This is a genomic window from Roseivivax sp. THAF30, assembly GCF_009363575.1.
Classification (GTDB): domain Bacteria; phylum Pseudomonadota; class Alphaproteobacteria; order Rhodobacterales; family Rhodobacteraceae; genus Roseivivax; species Roseivivax halotolerans.
The window spans coordinates 227,785-243,894 of the sequence record NZ_CP045389.1 but is presented as its reverse complement, the minus strand read 5'-3'; the positions used below and the strand labels follow the sequence as shown (position 1 = coordinate 243,894).

14 protein-coding genes are annotated in these 16,110 nt (G+C 65.2%); 8 read left to right on the top strand and 6 right to left on the bottom strand.

Annotated elements, in window-relative coordinates:
* Positions 1-191 precede the first annotated feature (191 nt).
* From FIU91_RS01040 to FIU91_RS01025, 4 genes are all read right to left on the bottom strand, one after another.
* On the bottom strand, positions 192-1,376 hold the full coding sequence (locus tag FIU91_RS01040; RefSeq protein WP_152461082.1) for an amino acid aminotransferase: 1,185 nt from the start codon (positions 1,374-1,376) through the stop codon (positions 192-194).
* Complete coding sequence (sseA, locus tag FIU91_RS01035) at positions 1,376-2,230, bottom strand: 3-mercaptopyruvate sulfurtransferase (protein WP_152461081.1); 855 nt, start codon at positions 2,228-2,230, stop codon at positions 1,376-1,378. The genes FIU91_RS01040 and sseA overlap by 1 nt, the downstream gene beginning before the upstream one ends.
* 67 nt (positions 2,231-2,297) lie before the next feature.
* The gene (gene smpB, locus FIU91_RS01030) at positions 2,298-2,774 is read right to left on the bottom strand and encodes an SsrA-binding protein SmpB (protein ID WP_152461080.1); all 477 of its coding nucleotides are present in this window, start codon (positions 2,772-2,774) and stop codon (positions 2,298-2,300) included.
* Positions 2,752-5,358 carry a cation:proton antiporter gene (locus FIU91_RS01025; protein ID WP_152461079.1) on the bottom strand — a complete coding sequence of 869 codons (2,607 nt, stop codon included), beginning with the start codon at positions 5,356-5,358 and terminating at the stop codon, positions 2,752-2,754. Before FIU91_RS01025 ends, smpB begins: the two co-directional genes overlap by 23 nt.
* A 158-nt stretch (positions 5,359-5,516) precedes the next feature.
* Here FIU91_RS01025 and FIU91_RS01020 point away from each other — a divergent pair, with 158 nt between their 5' ends.
* Positions 5,517-5,981, top strand: coding sequence for a hypothetical protein (locus FIU91_RS01020; RefSeq protein WP_216651618.1), 465 nt, complete (start codon positions 5,517-5,519; stop codon positions 5,979-5,981).
* A 62-nt stretch (positions 5,982-6,043) separates the two neighbouring features.
* Here the strand turns inward: FIU91_RS01020 and FIU91_RS01015 are convergent, their stop codons facing one another.
* The gene (locus tag FIU91_RS01015; protein WP_152461078.1) at positions 6,044-7,360 is read right to left on the bottom strand and encodes an ammonium transporter; all 1,317 of its coding nucleotides are present in this window, start codon (positions 7,358-7,360) and stop codon (positions 6,044-6,046) included.
* A gap of 45 nt (positions 7,361-7,405) precedes the next feature.
* Positions 7,406-7,744 (bottom strand): P-II family nitrogen regulator, encoded by a 339-nt coding sequence (locus FIU91_RS01010; RefSeq protein WP_093012143.1) that lies wholly within the window; start codon positions 7,742-7,744, stop codon positions 7,406-7,408.
* A gap of 254 nt (positions 7,745-7,998) precedes the next feature.
* Here FIU91_RS01010 and FIU91_RS01005 point away from each other — a divergent pair, with 254 nt between their 5' ends.
* The 7 genes from FIU91_RS01005 to FIU91_RS00975 all read left to right on the top strand — a co-directional run bounded on the left by FIU91_RS01005 (position 7,999) and on the right by FIU91_RS00975 (position 16,110).
* Entirely contained in the window at positions 7,999-10,182 is a 2,184-nt protein-coding gene (locus FIU91_RS01005) for a transglycosylase domain-containing protein (RefSeq protein ID WP_152461077.1), read from the top strand.
* 81 nt (positions 10,183-10,263) lie between these two features.
* Positions 10,264-12,000, top strand: a complete 1,737-nt coding sequence (locus tag FIU91_RS01000; RefSeq protein ID WP_152461076.1) for a type I secretion system permease/ATPase — start codon at positions 10,264-10,266, stop codon at positions 11,998-12,000.
* Positions 11,997-13,349: an HlyD family type I secretion periplasmic adaptor subunit gene (locus FIU91_RS00995; protein ID WP_152461075.1), complete on the top strand. Its 1,353-nt coding sequence runs from the start codon at positions 11,997-11,999 to the stop codon at positions 13,347-13,349. The genes FIU91_RS01000 and FIU91_RS00995 overlap by 4 nt, the downstream gene beginning before the upstream one ends.
* 13 nt (positions 13,350-13,362) lie before the next feature.
* On the top strand, positions 13,363-13,827 hold the full coding sequence (locus FIU91_RS00990) for a RidA family protein (RefSeq protein ID WP_152461074.1): 465 nt from the start codon (positions 13,363-13,365) through the stop codon (positions 13,825-13,827).
* A gap of 3 nt (positions 13,828-13,830) precedes the next feature.
* Positions 13,831-14,586: a glycerophosphodiester phosphodiesterase family protein gene (locus FIU91_RS00985; protein ID WP_152461073.1), complete on the top strand. Its 756-nt coding sequence runs from the start codon at positions 13,831-13,833 to the stop codon at positions 14,584-14,586.
* A gap of 49 nt (positions 14,587-14,635) precedes the next feature.
* Complete coding sequence (locus FIU91_RS00980; protein ID WP_152461072.1) at positions 14,636-15,835, top strand: GNAT family N-acetyltransferase; 1,200 nt, start codon at positions 14,636-14,638, stop codon at positions 15,833-15,835.
* Complete coding sequence (locus tag FIU91_RS00975; RefSeq protein WP_152461071.1) at positions 15,832-16,110, top strand: 4a-hydroxytetrahydrobiopterin dehydratase; 279 nt, start codon at positions 15,832-15,834, stop codon at positions 16,108-16,110. Before FIU91_RS00980 ends, FIU91_RS00975 begins: the two co-directional genes overlap by 4 nt.

Here is a 16,110-nt window from a genome sequence, read left to right as displayed (position 1 = left end):
GCCGATGACCGCGCCGGATCATACGGATGCATGGCCACCCCCGCCGCGCCTCACGCCGGCGGGGGTTTCGCGTCTGCGCTTCATGTATGAGCCGGCGATAAATACTCCCGCCGGAGGCAAACCGGAGACCGGGGCCTATGGCCCCGGACGACATGACCTGCGCGGGCGGCCCTGCCGCCCGCTCCGCCGGATCAAATGCCGACGTCGATGATCGCGCGGGCGAGCTTCGGCACCGTCTCCTCGTTGAGGCCAGCGATGTTCATGCGGCTGTCGCCGACCATGTAGATCCCGTGTTTCTCCCGCAGCGCCTCGACCTTGTCGGGTCCGACGCCGAGCCGCGAGAACATGCCGCGATGCTGCGCAAGAAAGCCGAACCGGTCCGAGCCGGAGCGTTCGCGCAGCTCGTCCGCGAGTTGCTGTCGCAGGCGCAGCATGCCGGTGCGGACGTCCTCGAGCTCGGCCTCCCAATCGGTGCGAAGCGCGTCGTCGCCCAGCACCATCAGCACCAGCCGCGCACCGTGATCGGGCGGGAAGGAAAAGTTCTGCCGGTTGAGATAGGCCAGCGTGCCCTGGTTCACCTTGTGGCGGCCTTCTTCGTGGGCGATGGCCATCAGACAGCCCGTCCGCTCCCGGTAGATGCCGAAATTCTTGGAACAGGAGGCCGCGATCAGCGTCTCGGGACAATGCGCGGCAACGAGGCGCGTCGGAGCGGCGTCGTCCTCGAGCCCGTCGCCGAATCCCTGGTAGGCGATGTCGATCATCGGGATCGCGCCCTGCTTGTTCAGAAGGTCCGCAACCGCCTTCCACTCCTCCATGTTGAGGTTCGCGCCCGTCGGGTTGTGACAGCAGCCGTGCAGCAGCACGATGTCGCCGCGCTTTGCCTCCGCGAGATCGGACATCATGCCCTCGAAATCGACGCCGCCGGTCTCGCTGTCGAAATACCGATACGCAACATGGGGAATCTCCATGTGCTTCAGGATCGACAGGTGGTTCGGCCAAGTCGGATCCGAGACGAAGACGCGCGCATCGGGATTGGCCATGCGGATCATGTCGAAGGCCTGGCGCACCGCACCGGTGCCGCCGGGCGTTGCGACCCGCGCGACCTTGGAGAGCGGAACCGCGTCGCCGAGCACCAGCTCGGCCATGCGATCCCCGAATTTCGGATCGCCCGCGAGCCCGGTATAAGCCTTCGTCTCCTCGGCCTCCCAGAGCTGCTTCTCGGCGGTCTTGATCGCGCGCATGATCGGCGTGTTGCCCGTGGCGTCCTTGTAGACGCCGACCCCGAGGTCGATCTTGTCCTCGCGCGGATCGTCCTTGTAGGCCTGCATCAGGGCAAGGATCTTGTCGGCGGGTTGTTCTTTGAGATGTTCGAACATCAGTCGTCTCCGGTTGCGACGGGCAAGGTGGGAAACTGGCCCCATTCGGACCAGGAGCCGTCATAAAGGGAATGGTCGCTCTTGCCGAACCGCTCCATGGCAAGGCTCAGGATCGCGGCGGTGACGCCGGATCCGCAGGTGGTGATTGCGGGCTTGGAAAGGTCGATCCCGGCGCTCTCGAACACGTCCCGAAGCTGGTCGGGCGCCTTCATCGTGCCGTCCTCGTTGAGCAAGGCCGCGTAATGGACGTTCTTGGAGCCGGGAATGTGACCTGCGCGCATGCCTGGGCGCGGCTCCGCCTCCTCGCCCCGGAAGCGGCCGGGAGAGCGGGCGTCGATGATCTCGTGATCGCCAAGTTTCGCCGCCGAAGAGACCTGCGTGACATCGCGTGCAAGATGGGCCTGGCGCCGCACGGTCATGTGCCGATCGCGCACCACGGGCGCGACATCCTCCACGGGATGGCCCTCGGCTTGCCATTTCGGAAAGCCGCCGTCGAGCACCGCGACATCGGCGTGACCCATCAACTTGAATAGCCACCAGATCCGCGCAGCGGAGAACATGCCCGCGCCGTCATAGACCACGACCTGATGACCGTCACCGACGCCCATTGCACGCATCCGGCTCATGAACTTCTCGGGCGGCGGGGCCATGTGCGGCAAGTCCGACCGCGCGTCGCTCAGATCGTCGATATCGACGAAACGCGCCCCGGGAATATGCGCGGCGTCGTATTCCGCGCGCCCTTCCCGGCCCATATCCGGCAGGTACCAGCTTGCATCGAGGATACGAAGGTCGGGATCCGACAGATGCCGGGCCAGCCAGTCGGTCGAGACCAGGGTCTTGGGATCGTCTGTCACGTTCACCACCTCGCTCGGGTCATGGAGTGCGGGCTTTGATTACGGTGCGGCCAGGGCAGAGGCAAGCTCAGCCATGTTCTTTCAAAAGCCTTTGCTTCTGCCGGTTCCAGTCGCGCTTGGCTTCGGTTTCGCGCTTGTCATGGGTTTTTTTCCCCTTGGCCAGCGCCACCTTGATCTTCGCCATGCCGCGATGATTGAAATAAAGGACCAGCGGAACCAGCGTCATGCCCTTGCGCGCCGTCTCGTTCCAGAACCGCGCCAGCTCGCGCCGGGAGGCCAAAAGCTTGCGCGGGCGGCGATCCTCGTGGCCGAACATCGCCTGCTCGTACGGCGCGATGTAGCTGTTGATCAGCCACAACTCGCCATCCTTCACCTCGGCATAGCTCTCGGCGATGTTCGCCTGGTTGAGGCGCAGGGATTTCACCTCTGAGCCCGTGAGCACGATCCCGCATTCCACATCCTCTTCGATCTGATAGTCGAAGCGGGCGCGCCGGTTCTCGGCGATCACCTTGTAATTCGGGTTATCGTCTTTCTTCTTTGCCATGACCGTCGTGGCTATCCTCTTCGCGCGTCTCTGTCCATCCGGGGGACTTAGTGCGCTTGCCCGATGATTTCACCTCGCGTTGCTCCTGAAGCTCGTCGAGATAGGGCACCTTGATGCCGCGCTTCTCGGCGCTTTCGCGCACCGCGTCCTGCAGCGCGGTCGAGCGGCGCAGGAGCCGGCGGAATCGCCGCTCGTCGAGGGCGAGCAGCGTCGAAGGTGCGATCGCGCGCACTTCGGTCTTGCGCGCCGATTTCGTGAGCATGGCAAGCTGGCCGAACAATTCGCCCCGGCCAAGCCGGTAGGACACGCCGCGCGTACGGAGCTCGACTGCGCCCGATGCGATGAAATAGACCGTCTCCGGCACCGAGGCATGGCTGAGGATCATGTCGCCTTCGGAGGCGTAGCGCGTAATCAGCGCCTTGGAGAGACGCTGCAGCGTCGCATCGTCGAGTTCCGAAAAAAGCGGGAATTGCCGCGCGATCTCCGCCTTTTGCAGTACGATATCGAGCGCCGGCCGACGATCCTCGCGCGCCATGCGGCGGGCCAGACGGTGCATCAGGTCGGTATGCAGCTCGACCCCGATCAGACCTTCCTCGAGAAGCTCGTCATATTCGCGTTTCTCCAGCCGCAGCGCCGTGCGCCGGATGAAGCGGCGCTCGAGTTCCTCGGCATACCCGGGATATTGCAGGCGCAGACCGTCGAGCGCCTGTTCGACCATTTCGGCGCGCCGCGCCAGAAGCTCGTGCAAGAGCTCGGCCACGCGCCGGCCGTGAATGCGCCGGATGCGCCGGTCGATGAACCCGTCGAGATCGCGCAGGACGAGGCCTTGCAACAGCAGCACCTCGAAGCGGTCTGCCGTCAGCCGCCCGAGTGGCGCGGAGATGCGCGCGCGGTTGAAGAGCCGCACCGCAATTCGGAAGGACAGGTTCAACCCAACCGCCTGACGCGCGGCGCGGCGATATCCGAAGCGGCCCGATTGCCGCGCCGCCTCGACCAGCCGGTCCACGTCCGACAGGATGCGGTCTCCGAGCCGCGAAGAGACGGCACGCTCTTTCAGGCGCTCCAGAACGATGTCCCGCTCCGCGCTGGCCAACGCAACGAGGCCCAGCGTGATCCGGTCGCGATCAAGGACGTCTTCGGAGTTCTCGGCCTCCTTGACCGCCCCGTCGAGCCGCTCACCGAAGCTCTTGGCTTCGGATCGGGCGATGTCATGGCTGATGTCGTAGTTCTTGGTGGTCTCCGAAACCTCTTCGCGGACCGCCTGAAGCGCCACGGCAATGACTTGCTTTGCCAGCGCAGCGTCGAGCGGCGAGAGACGGTCGAGCCGCAGCTTGCTGATAACCCATCTCAGCGACGAGCCCTGAACGATCAGCGTGAACAGCGTATAGCCCGTGGCAAGGATGCCGATCATGCGGCGCGTCTCTTCGGGCACGCGCAGGCTTTCGGTGACGGCGAGCGCCAGCACCAGCGTCACCGCGCCGCGCAAGCCGCCCCAGAGGATCGCAGTGCGGTAGGGCCGCTCCACCGCCGGAGAAAGGCGCACCAGCGTCAGGAGGGGCAGAAGCCCGAACAGGATCACCGCCCGCGCCGCAAGCGCCGCCCCGGCGACGACGAGGATGAGGCCGATATCGAGAAGCGTCACATCCTGCAAAAGGCGCGGGATCAGCAGTGCGGCGAGAACGAAGATTAAGCCGCCCGCCCAGTGCGACAACAGCGTCCAGACTTCGCGCATGTTGTTCCAACTCGTCGGGCTGATGGCACCGGGGGCCGCCACCGTCATCGTCATGCCCGAGGCGACCACGGCGATGACGCCCGAAGCCCCGAGCATCTGCTCGGCGGCGATATAGGCCAGATAGGGTAGCGCCACCGAGAGCGACACCTGCGCCGCCTCGTAGCGATCGAAGAAGGACATCACGAAGACGGTCGCCCTCGCCAGCAGGAACCCGACCGCCGCACCGCCGAAGATGAGGCCGGGAAACCTCAGGAGCGCCCCGGTCCATGTCGGGTCCGGCACCCCTTGCATCACGAAGCCCATCAGAAGACCGAAGAGCGCGATGGCCGCGGCGTCGTTCATCAGGCTTTCGCCTTCGATGATGCGCGCAAGCCTCCGTGGCGCGGCGATGGAGCGGAAGATCGAGACAACCGCCGACGGATCGGTCGTCGATACGATCGCCGCCAGTAGAAGACAGGCCACAAGTTCCATCCCGCTGACCAGCGACAGCGTGTAGCCTACGACCAGCGTCGAGAAGAAGACCGCGACCACGGCAAGGACGAGGATCGGCACCCAATCGTCCGCCATGCGGCGCAGGTTCATGCCAAGCGTCACCTGGAACAGCAACGTCGGCAGGAAGACATAAAGGAAGACGTTCGAGCGGATCGGGAAATCGAGGATCGCATTCGCGACCGGGTTCAGAGCATCGGTCAGCTCGGTTCTGAGGAAGAACGAGGCAAGAAGGCCGATCACGATCCCGATCAGCGCGAGGATCACCGTGTAAGGCAGCCGCAAGCGACCGGCGAGCGGTTCAGCCACGCCGAGCACGATGAACAATCCCGCGATAATCGCAATGACGACAACGACATCCATGTAACTTGAGCTAGCGCGACATGGCGCGAAGCGGAACTGACTTTTTTGAAAAGTCGCGCCGCAATCGGCGGATCTTCGACCTTCGGCTCCTCAGCAAGCAATGGCGCGATTGACTTTTCTGATTGTTTTAATCAGGAATAATCGCGAAAGGACCGCTCATGCATCAGACCCTCGTTTCCTCCGAAATCGCGACGCGGCGTATCGAGATGCTTCGCAGTCCCGAAGCACGCTTTCTCGTGATGCTCCGGCTCTGGCCGGAGGGGGCCGAGGCTCAGGCTCAGGTCTGGTCCGGGCTCTGCCATGACCTCGGTGCGGGACGAGCCCGCGCCTGCCTCTCTGCGTTCGAGGATCTCGACAGGATCCTGCGGAAAAGCGCCTGGCACATGCCGCGTCTCGGCGATCCCGGCGATGCGGCGCTGACGCCGGACGAGGACGCGCTCTGCCGGTTCCTGCTGGTCTCGCTCGAGGCCGAACGCGAGGCGGCGCTGGCCGAGGCGATGTTCCTCGTCAGGCCCGACGCGATTCTGCCCGTAACGCTCGCCGCGTCTCGCGTCGCGCTGCCGCTTCTGTGCGTCGAGTGTCGCTTGCGGCTCGAAGGCGCTCGGTGCCGCCGGATCTCCTGACAGCAAAAAACCCGGGCGATCGCTCGCCCGGGTCCGTCATTCAAAGGCTGTGAGGGAGGAGCTCAGCCCTTGGAGAACTCGGGATATGCCTCCATACCGAGCTCGGACATGTCGAGCCCCGCGATCTCTGCTTCTTCGGACACCCGGATGCCGCCGAGGGCCTTCAGGATGAACCAGACGATGGCCGAGACCACGAAGGTGAAGATGCCGATAGAGACGATGCCCATGATCTGTGCACCCCAGTTGCCGGTGTAGAAGGCCACGGCGAGCGTGCCCCAGATACCGGCGAAGAGGTGTACCGGGATCGCGCCGACGACGTCGTCGATCTTCAGCTTGTCGAGCAGCGGCACGGTGAAGACCACGATCACACCGCCGACCGCACCGGTGAGAAGCGCGCCGAAGAGCGACGGAGCGAGCGGCTCTGCCGTGATCGACACGAGACCTGCGAGGGCGCCGTTCAGCGTCATGGTGAGGTCGGGCTTCTTGTACATCACTTGCGTGAGGATCAGCGCGGCAACCGCACCCGAGGCAGCGGCCATATTGGTGTTGGCGAAGATCCGGCTGACATCGGTGACGTCACCCACGGTGCCCATTGCGAGCTGCGAGCCGCCGTTGAAGCCGAACCAGCCGAGCCACAGGATGAACGTACCCAGAGTGGCGAGCGCGAGGTTCGAACCCGGCATCGGCACGGTGCGGCCATCCTTGGAGTACTTGCCGAGGCGCGGACCGAGGATAAGGGCACCCGCGAGAGCCGCCCAGCCACCGGCTGCGTGTACCAGCGTCGAGCCTGCGAAGTCGGAGAAGCCCGCTTCGGAGAGCCAGCCGCCACCCCACTGCCAGGATGCTTCGATCGGATAGATGAAGCCGGTCAGCACGACGACGAAGATCAGGAACGGCCACAGCTTGATACGCTCGGCCAGGGTGCCCGAAACGATCGACGCGGTGGTCGCGCAGAACATCAGCTGGAAGAAGAAGTCCGAGCCGACCGATGCGTAATCGAGCGCGGCATCGGCCGCGTCGAGACCCACGGGCTCAAGCGAGGTGATGTTGAAGAAGCCGCCGACATAGCCGGGGATGATCCAGCCATCTCCGGGATACATCAGGTTGAAGCCGACGAGCCAGTACATGATGGCCGCGATCGAGAAGAGCGCGATGTTCTTGGTGAGCTGCATCGTGACGTTCTTGGAGCGCACGAGGCCGGCCTCGAGCATCGCGAAGCCCGCTGCCATCCAGAACACCAGGAAGCCGCCGATGAGGAACAGCAGGGTGGTGAAGATATACGGATTGATGTCCGGCGCGGCCTCTGCCTCCTGGGCGAGGCCGAGGCTCGGGAGCGCGGCAAGCGCGACGGCCGGAGCGAGTGTCTTGAAAAGTTTCATTGTGTCCGTTTCCCTTTGTGATCTTGTTGGCGAGCCGCCGCGCGCTCAGAGCGCGTCCGCGTCGGTTTCGCCGGTCCGGACGCGGATCGCCTGACCCACATCGAGCACGAAAATCTTGCCGTCGCCGATCTTGCCGGTCTTCGCGGTCTTGGCGATCGTCTCGATCACCTGGTCGGCCATCGAGGCTGCAACGGCGATTTCGAGTTTGATCTTCGGTACGAAATTCACGGCATATTCCGCGCCGCGATAGATTTCCGTGTGGCCGGACTGCGATCCGAAGCCCTTGATCTCGGTCACCATCATGCCGCGCACGCCGATGGCGGTGAGCGCCTCGCGCACCTCCTCCAGCTTGAACGGCTTGATCGTCGCAATGATGAGTTTCACCTTCGTCCCTTTCGGTTTGGCAGGCCGGAACCTGCAATTCGCAGCTGCAGAAAAGAAAGACGGAGGGATTAGGGGAAGGAAAACGCCCGTTTTCGAGCCGTCACCCCTGAGTTTTCGCATAATTTTTGTGCGCTCCAGACTAAACGCACAAGAATTGAGCACTTATAAAACTCTGAAAAATCCGCGAGGCTCTGTCCACATCCGGCCGCCGAAGGTTTATCTTCCCCGAAACGAACGAGGCCCCGGCAGGACCCATGAGCGATTCACCGAAGAACAAGCGCAGGCTTGTCGCCGACCGGCGGCCGGCCAAGGGCAAGGCACAGCCGGCCAAACCGAAAGCCCGCAAAACGCCTCCGAAAAAGCGTGGCGGTCGCGGCGGCGGCGGACGCAAGCTCAACCCGATCGCAGCCATGATCCTTGGGCTTTTCCGCTTCCTGATGCGGCTTGTTTGGGTTGTCACGTCGCGCGTCGCCCTGGTGGCAATTCTGCTGGTCGGGCTATGGGTCGGCTACACCTACACGACACTTCCCCCTGTCGATGAATTTCTCGACGGCCGCGCGAACGGGTCCGTGACGCTTTACGACCGGAACGGCGAGGTGTTCGCCTGGCGCGGCGATCAGTTCGGCGGCGTGGTCACCGCCGACACCGTGTCGCGTCACCTCAAGCACGCAGTCATCGCGACAGAGGACCGACGGTTTTACTGGCATGTCGGTGTCAGCCCGCGCGGCATCGCCTCGGCCATTCGCATCAACCTTCGCGAAGGGCGTGGCCCCCTCTCGGGTCATGGCGGCTCGACCATCACGCAGCAGACGGCGAAACTGCTCTGCCTCGGCGTGCGCTACGACAGTTCGGTCTGGGAAACGGAAAGCCAATACATTGCCGATTGCCGGGAAAGCTCGATCGCGCGGAAGGCCCGCGAGGCGATCTACGCGTTGGCGATGGAGGCGAAGTACAGCAAGGACGAGATCCTTTCGATCTACCTCAACCGCGCCTATTTGGGCGGCGGCGCCTACGGCGCGGAGGCCGCGTCGCAGCGCTATTTCTCGAAACCCGCCGCGCTTCTAGAGCCGTCCGAGTCCGCGATGCTCGCCGGGCTTCTGACGGCCCCGTCGACACTTGCGCCCACCAATGATCTCGAGCGCAGCCAGAACCGCGCGAACGTGGTCATCGGGCTGATGGAGGACCAAGGATACCTCACCTCTGCCGAAGCGCAGACCGCGAGAGCCAACCCCGCGACGCTCTCGCGGGCGGCCGAACGCCGGGATGGCGGCTACTTCGCCGATTGGATCATGGACACGCTCCCACCCTTTGCGGATGTCTCCTCGCGCGAGGATGTGGAGATCACCACGACGCTAGACCCGCGCCTGCAGCAGGCCGCCGAGGATGCGATGATCCAGATCTTCGACGAGAAGGTCCGCGATGGCTCGAAGGCGCAGGCGGCGATCGTCGTGATGTCCGCGGACGGCGCGGTGCGCGCGATGGTCGGCGGACGCAAGACGGGCGTGTCGGGCGTCTTCAATCGCGCCACACAGGCCAAGCGCCAGACCGGGTCAGCCTTCAAGCCCTTCGTCTACGCAACCGCGCTCGAGCTCGGCTACAGCCCCTACGATACCGTGGTCGACGAGCCATTCTGCATGAACATTCCGGGGTCGGGCCAATGGTGCCCCGAGAACTACTCTAGAAACTACGCCGGCCGCGTCACGCTGACGGAAGCGTTGAAGCGCTCTCTGAACATTCCCGCGGTGAAGATTTCCGAGAGCGTCGGGCGCGACCTCGTGGCGCGCGTCGCCACGGATTTCGGTATCGACAGCCGCGTGGTGGACACCCCGTCGGTCGCGCTCGGCGTGTCGGAATCGACGCTGCTCGAGATGACGGGCGCCTATGCGGGCATTCTCAACGGCGGCTCCTCGGTCAAGCCTTACGGCGTCAACCAGCTGCGTTACCAGGGCGACAACGAGCCCTTGCTCGACGTGCAAGGCGGCATCGGGGAGCGCGTGATCCAGGAGGAAGCCGCGCGTGAGCTCGTCTTCATGATGGAGAAGGTGATCTCCGAAGGCACGGGAACGCGGGCGCAGATCGGCAGACCCGCCGCCGGCAAGACCGGCACCTCGAACGAGCAGCGCGATGCCTGGTTCGTGGGCTTCACCGCTGATTACGTGGCCGGTGTCTGGATGGGCTATGACGACAACACGCCTCTGAGCGGTGTTACCGGCGGCGGTCTGCCGTCCGAGATCTGGCGCGAGACGATGGCACGGGTCCATGACGGCCTGCCCGTGCGCGATCTGCCGATGTCGGTGCCGCAGGCACCGCAGCCGCAGGTCCAGCAGCAACCCCAGCCGCAGCAGCAACCCCAACCGCAACCGCAGCGGCGCCAGCAACCGCAGGACCCGGTGGGCGCGATCATCGATTCGGTGTTGCGGGATCTCTTCGGCAATTGACCCCGTCACGCGGCGCGCAGCCGTAAATGGACAGGTAACATACCGTAGCGTAAGGTGCGTCCCGGACGGGGATCGGACGCGATGGTATCGAGGGGCGAATCGACGAGGGCAGAGCTGCGCCGCGCGCGGCGGGGCGTGCGGCGCGGGCTGATTGCCGTGGCGCTCTTCAGCGCCGCGATCAACCTTCTGATGTTCACCGGTCCCCTCTACATGCTGCAAGTCTACGACCGCGTACTGGGCTCCGGTTCGGTCGAGACGCTCGTGGCGCTGTCGGCGCTCGCGCTGTTTCTCTATGCCGCGATGGGGCTCATCGATGCCTTCCGCAGCCGGGCGCTGTCGCGGATCGCGGCGAGCTTTCAGGCGCGGCTCGATCCCGTCGCCTTCCGCCTCGCCCTCGCACAGACTGAAGACAACATGCATCAAGGTCCGGCTCCAGGGCCGGAGGCGCTGTCGACCGTGACCCGTGGTCTGTCCTCGACGGCCGCCGCCTCAGTCTTCGACATTCCCTGGACACCACTGTTTCTCCTGGTCATCGCGCTCTTCCATCCGTGGCTCGGCCTTCTTGCGCTGACGGGCGGCGCGGTCCTCGTGCTGATCGCGCTGACGCAGCGCTGGACGACGACGCCGCAGGAATCCGGCCTCGCTGCAGAGCAGACCCGCACGCAGCGACTCGAGGCGCAGGCCAAGGGGGAACGCGAGACCATTTTCGCACTCGGAATGCGCGGCAGTCTCGAGGATCGCTGGCTGCGCCGCAGACGCACCGCGCTCGACGATCATGTCATGCTTTCGGACAGGGTCGGCGGGTTCACAGCCACGGCGCGCGCGATCCGGCTTCTCCTGCAGTCGGCGATGCTCGGTCTTGGCGCATGGCTTGCCATCGCCGGAATGGTCAGTCCCGGCGCGATGATCGCGGCATCGATCCTTCTGGGCCGTGCGCTTGCGCCGATCGAGGCGGTGATCGGGCAATGGCGGCTCCTTTCCACCGCGCTTGCCGCCTGGCGCAGCATGAGCCGATCGCTGGACACCGAGCCCGAAGCGCCCGAACTCCTCGCCTTGCCACGGCCCGAAGGCCGCATCGAGGCGCAGGGCGTGACCATTCTGCCGCCAGGGCAAGCGCATCCCGCGCTTCGCAATGTCAGCTTCGAGATCGCGCCCGGCCAGGCGCTCGGCGTCATCGGGCCGTCCGGCGCCGGCAAGACCACGCTCGCCCGCGCATTGGTCGGCCTCTGGCCTGCGCGGATCGGTGAGATCCGCCTCGGCGGTGCGCGGCTCGACCGTTACGATCCCGAACGCCTGGGGCGATTGATCGGTTACCTGCCACAGCGCGTGAGTCTCTTCGATGGCACCGTGGCGGAGAATATCGCCCGGATGGACGAAGATCCCGATGCCGAGGCGATCCTGAAAGCGGCCAAGGCAGCCGGCGTGCACGAGATGATTCTGAGCCTTCCGCAAGGATACGAGACCCAGATAACCGCCCCCGGCGCGCCTCTCTCGGGTGGGCAGGCACAGCGGATCGGCCTCGCGCGGGCGCTCTACGGCGATCCGGTGCTGCTCGTTCTCGATGAGCCCGACGCGCATCTCGACCACCCGGGGGCGACCGCGCTCAACGCCGCCGTCTGTAGCGTGAAAGCGTCAGGCGGCGCGGCAATCATCATGGCGCATAGACCTTCAGCCATCGCCGAATGCGATGTCCTGATGATGCTCGAAGCGGGGCAGCGCACGGCGCTCGGCCCCCGCGAAGAGGTCTTGCGCGCGCGCGTCGCCAACCATGCAAGCCTCGCGCCTGCCGTTCGAGGTGCGGAAGGCGCGGCGGGATGAGCGGGCGTTCCTATTCGCTGAAAGGTCCGATCTTTGGCGGGCTCACCGTTCTTGCGGCCCTTGCGGGCGGCCTCGGCCTTTGGGGCGCGACGGCGAGCATCGAGGGCGCGGTGATCGCTCCGGCGGTGATCGAGGTCGCGACGGACGAGGTCGTCGTCCAGCATCCCGAAGGCGGAGTTGTCGCAGCGGTTCCCCTGCGTGAGGGGGACAGCGTCGCGGCGGGCGACACACTCGTCCGGCTCGACCCCACCCGGCTCGATGCAGAGATCGCGGAGGCCGACAGCCAGTATTTCGAACTCCTTGCCCGCCGCGCCCGGCTCGAGGCGGAGCGGGACGGCAGCGACACTCTCTCCTTCGCGGCCCCCCTTCTCGCGCGGGCCAAGACCGATCCGGCTGTGGCCGAACTTGCGACCGGGCAGGAAAACCTCTTCGATGCCCGTGCCCGCACCCGCGCGGAGGAGACACGCGAGCGCGAGATCATGCGCGCCCGCCTCGCCGAAGAGCTGCGCGCCCACGCGACGGAACGCGCGGGCATCATCGCGGAGCGGGCCATCGTGCGCGAAGAGCTGGGCGACCAGCAGAGCCTCCTCGACCAGGGGCTGGTGCAGATGACGCGCGTGCGGGGCCTTCAGCGAACCGCGGCACAGCTCGATGCACGGCTCGACACGCTCGCCGTGCAAGCCAGCGCCACGCGGATGCAAAGCCAGGAGGTCGATGCACTGGCCGCCCGGCTCGAGGAAGAGCGCCGAGCGGAGGTCATCGCGGAATTGCGGGACACGAGCGCCGATCTGCGTCTCCTGGACGCCCGCCGCGCGGCCTTGGCCGAGGATCGCCGCAGGCTCGAGATCGTCGCGCCGATTGCGGGCGTGGTGCACGATCTGCGGGTCACCGCCGCACGGGCGGTGATCGGGCCGCGCGATCCGATCATGACGCTCGTTCCGCAGGACCAGAGTTTCCGCGTGATGGCCCAGATCGCGGCGTCGGAGATCGACCGTGTCTGGCCCGGCCAGCCGGTCACGCTGCGCCTCACCGCGCTCGATCAGCGGCGCACGCCCCGGATCGATGGCACCGTGTCCTGGGTCTCGGCAGATGCGCTGACAGAGCAGCAATCTGGCCGCAGCTATTACCGCGCAGAGATCGCGTTCGCCGAAGACACGCTGCCCGAGGGTGTCTCGCTCGTGCCCGGCATGCCGGTCGAGGCCTTCCTGAAGACCGGCGCGCGCACGCCCCTTGCCTATCTGCTGAAGCCGCTCACCGATTACATGACGCGCGCATTCCGCGAAGCCCGTCTTTCAAAAACGCCCTTTCGCAGCGCCCTTGTCGCGACTAGCGTCCTTTCAAAGACGTGATCGGAGACCACCAATGCCCAATGATATCGAGACCCGCCTGGCCGAGCTTGGCCACAGTCTGCCCGACGCCCCCGCACCTGCCGCGAATTACGTGCCGTACGTGATGGCCGGGCCGCTTCTTCACATCTCGGGCCAGATCAGCATGGATGCGGACGGCCTCATCACCGGCAAACTCGGTCAGGATCTCGATGTCGCCGCCGGGGCAAAGGCGGCGGAGCGCTGCGCGCTGTCGCTGATCGCGCAGGCCAAGGCGGCCTGCAGCGGCGATCTGGGGCGTGTCAAACGGGTGGTGAAACTCGTGGGCTTCGTAAATTCCACCGCCGATTTTACCGATCAACCGAAGGTCGTGAACGGCGCGTCCGACCTGATGGTCGCGGTCTTCGGAGAGGCTGGGCGGCACGCGCGGTCGGCGGTCTCGGCGGCGTCCCTGCCGATGGGCGTCGCGGTCGAGATCGAAGGCATCTTCGAGATCGCCTGACCGATGCCGCCCCTGCCGCGCGCCTTCCTCGATCGCCCGATCGCGCATCGCGGGTTCCACGACGCGCGCCTTTCGCGGCCCGAGAATAGCCGCGCGGCCTTCGAGGCCGCCATCGCGAAGGGCTACGGCATAGAACTCGATCTGCAGCTCTCGCGCGACGGCGTGGCGATGGTCTTTCATGATTACGACCTGCGGCGGCTGACCGGGCAATGCGGCCCGCTTCGCCAGACCGACAGCTCGGACCTGACGACGATCCCGCTCCTTTACGGTGACGAGCCGATACCGACGTTGGCCGACATCCTGTCGCTCGTCGACGGGCGTGCCCCACTGCTGATCGAGATCAAGGATCAAGACGGCGCAATGGGCCCCGATGTCGGCCCTCTGGAGGACGCCGCAGCGGCTGCGCTTGCGGGCTATGACGGACCGGTCGCGCTCATGTCGTTCAATCCTCACAGCGTCGCCCGGTGCGCCGACCTTCTGCCGGACATTCCGCGCGGCCTGACGACCTGCGCCTTCCTGCAATCCGACTGGCCCATCCTTCCCGCCGCCACCCGCGAGCGCCTTGCGGCCATCCCCGATCTTGAAAACGTCGGCGCGAGTTTCGTCAGCCATGACAGAAAGGGGCTGAGAAGTCCGCGGATCGCCGAGATCAAACGCGCAGGTCTGCCGATCCTGTGCTGGACGATCCGATCACCCGAAGAGGAGGCAGACGCCCGCAGCGTTGCCGACAACGTGACCTTCGAGGGATACGACGCTTGATCGACCTGAACGCCGGGCCAGATACTGGCCGGAAAGGGGATTGGGCGCCATGGATGACGGGCAGACCGACCGCAGCATTTCCGTAAGCCTGTACCAGAGCCTCGGCGATATCGCGCCGGAGGTCTGGGATGCCTGCGCCTGTCCGGAGACATCGGATGGCGGACCGCCGAACGATCCGTTCACGACGCATCGTTTTCTTTATGCGCTGGAGCAATCCGGTTCCGTCGGCACCGGGACGGGCTGGGATCCGCGTTATCTTGTCGCCGAAATCGACGGGCAGGTGATCGCGGTCGCCCCGCTTTATGCCAAGGGGCACAGCCAGGGCGAATACATCTTCGACCACAACTGGGCCCATGCCTATGAGCGCGCGGGCGGGCGCTACTATCCCAAGCTACAGATCGCCGTGCCGTTCACTCCCGCGACGGGACGGAGGCTTCTGACGCGGCCGGGCATGGAAGAGGTGGGCTTCGGTGCGCTTCTTCAGGGTGCGATCCAGATCGGCGCGGAGAACCGGCTGTCCTCTTTGCACGTCACCTTCTGCACCGAAGACGAGGCTCTGCGCGGCGCGGATATGGGGCTTCTGCACCGCGTGACCCAGCAATTTCACTGGCGGAACGACGGTTATGAGAGTTTCGACGATTTCCTCGGCTCGCTCTCCTCGCGCAAGCGCAAAACCATGCGGAAAGAGCGGCGGCAGGCGCAGGACTTCGGCGGCACGATCCACCAGATTTCCGGCGATGACCTGCGGCCCGAGCATTGGGATGCCTTCTGGCAGTTCTACCAGGATACCGGCGCGCGGAAATGGGGCACGCCCTACCTCACGCGCGCCTTCTTCGACCTTGTACAGGAAACGATGCGCGAGGACGTGATGCTGGTTCTGGCCGAGCGCGAGGGGCGCTACGTCGCCGGCGCGCTCAATTTTATCGGTCGCGATGCGCTCTATGGCCGGTATTGGGGCTGCACCGAACACCACCCCTGCCTGCATTTCGAGGCCTGCTACTACCAGGCTATCGACTATGCCATCGCGCATGGCCTCGCCACCGTGGAAGCGGGCGCCCAGGGCGAGCATAAGCTCGCGCGCGGCTACATGCCGACCGAGACGCATTCCTTGCACTGGATTGCCGACGAGGGTTTCTCGGGCGCTGTCGCGAATTACCTTGAGGCAGAGCGCCGGGCCATCGAGGAGGATATCGAAGTGCTCACCTCCTACGGCCCGTTCCGCAAAGCCAACCCAGAGGAGCAGGAATGACCGACACACTCAGCGACGCCGATCTCAAGCCCGTGCTCGACGCCGGATGGTCCAAGACCGATGACGGCAAGGGCATCACCAAGACCTTCAAGTTCGAGGATTTCGTGGGTGCATTCGGCTGGATGTCGAAAGCGGCAATCCATGCCGAGAAGATGGACCATCACCCCGAATGGTCCAATGTCTACAACAGCGTGACCGTCACGCTGACAAGCCATGACGTGGGCGGACTGACCGACCGAGACACCGACCTCGCACAGGCGATGGACAAGCTCTGA

Excerpts from the sequence above, each read along its gene's own strand:
- FIU91_RS01040 (WP_152461082.1), bottom strand. The coding sequence starts at position 1,376 with ATGTTCGAACATCTCAAAGAACAACCCGCCGACAAGATCCTTGCCCTG.
- smpB (WP_152461080.1), bottom strand. The coding sequence starts at position 2,774 with ATGGCAAAGAAGAAAGACGATAACCCGAATTACAAGGTGATCGCCGAG.
- FIU91_RS01025 (WP_152461079.1), bottom strand. The coding sequence starts at position 5,358 with ATGGATGTCGTTGTCGTCATTGCGATTATCGCGGGATTGTTCATCGTG.
- FIU91_RS01020 (WP_216651618.1), top strand. The coding sequence starts at position 5,517 with ATGCATCAGACCCTCGTTTCCTCCGAAATCGCGACGCGGCGTATCGAG.
- FIU91_RS01015 (WP_152461078.1), bottom strand. The coding sequence starts at position 7,360 with ATGAAACTTTTCAAGACACTCGCTCCGGCCGTCGCGCTTGCCGCGCTC.
- FIU91_RS01005 (WP_152461077.1), top strand. The coding sequence starts at position 7,999 with ATGAGCGATTCACCGAAGAACAAGCGCAGGCTTGTCGCCGACCGGCGG.
- FIU91_RS01000 (WP_152461076.1), top strand. The coding sequence starts at position 10,264 with ATGGTATCGAGGGGCGAATCGACGAGGGCAGAGCTGCGCCGCGCGCGG.
- FIU91_RS00995 (WP_152461075.1), top strand. The coding sequence starts at position 11,997 with ATGAGCGGGCGTTCCTATTCGCTGAAAGGTCCGATCTTTGGCGGGCTC.
- FIU91_RS00990 (WP_152461074.1), top strand. The coding sequence starts at position 13,363 with ATGCCCAATGATATCGAGACCCGCCTGGCCGAGCTTGGCCACAGTCTG.
- FIU91_RS00985 (WP_152461073.1), top strand. The coding sequence starts at position 13,831 with ATGCCGCCCCTGCCGCGCGCCTTCCTCGATCGCCCGATCGCGCATCGC.
- FIU91_RS00980 (WP_152461072.1), top strand. The coding sequence starts at position 14,636 with ATGGATGACGGGCAGACCGACCGCAGCATTTCCGTAAGCCTGTACCAG.
- FIU91_RS00975 (WP_152461071.1), top strand. The coding sequence starts at position 15,832 with ATGACCGACACACTCAGCGACGCCGATCTCAAGCCCGTGCTCGACGCC.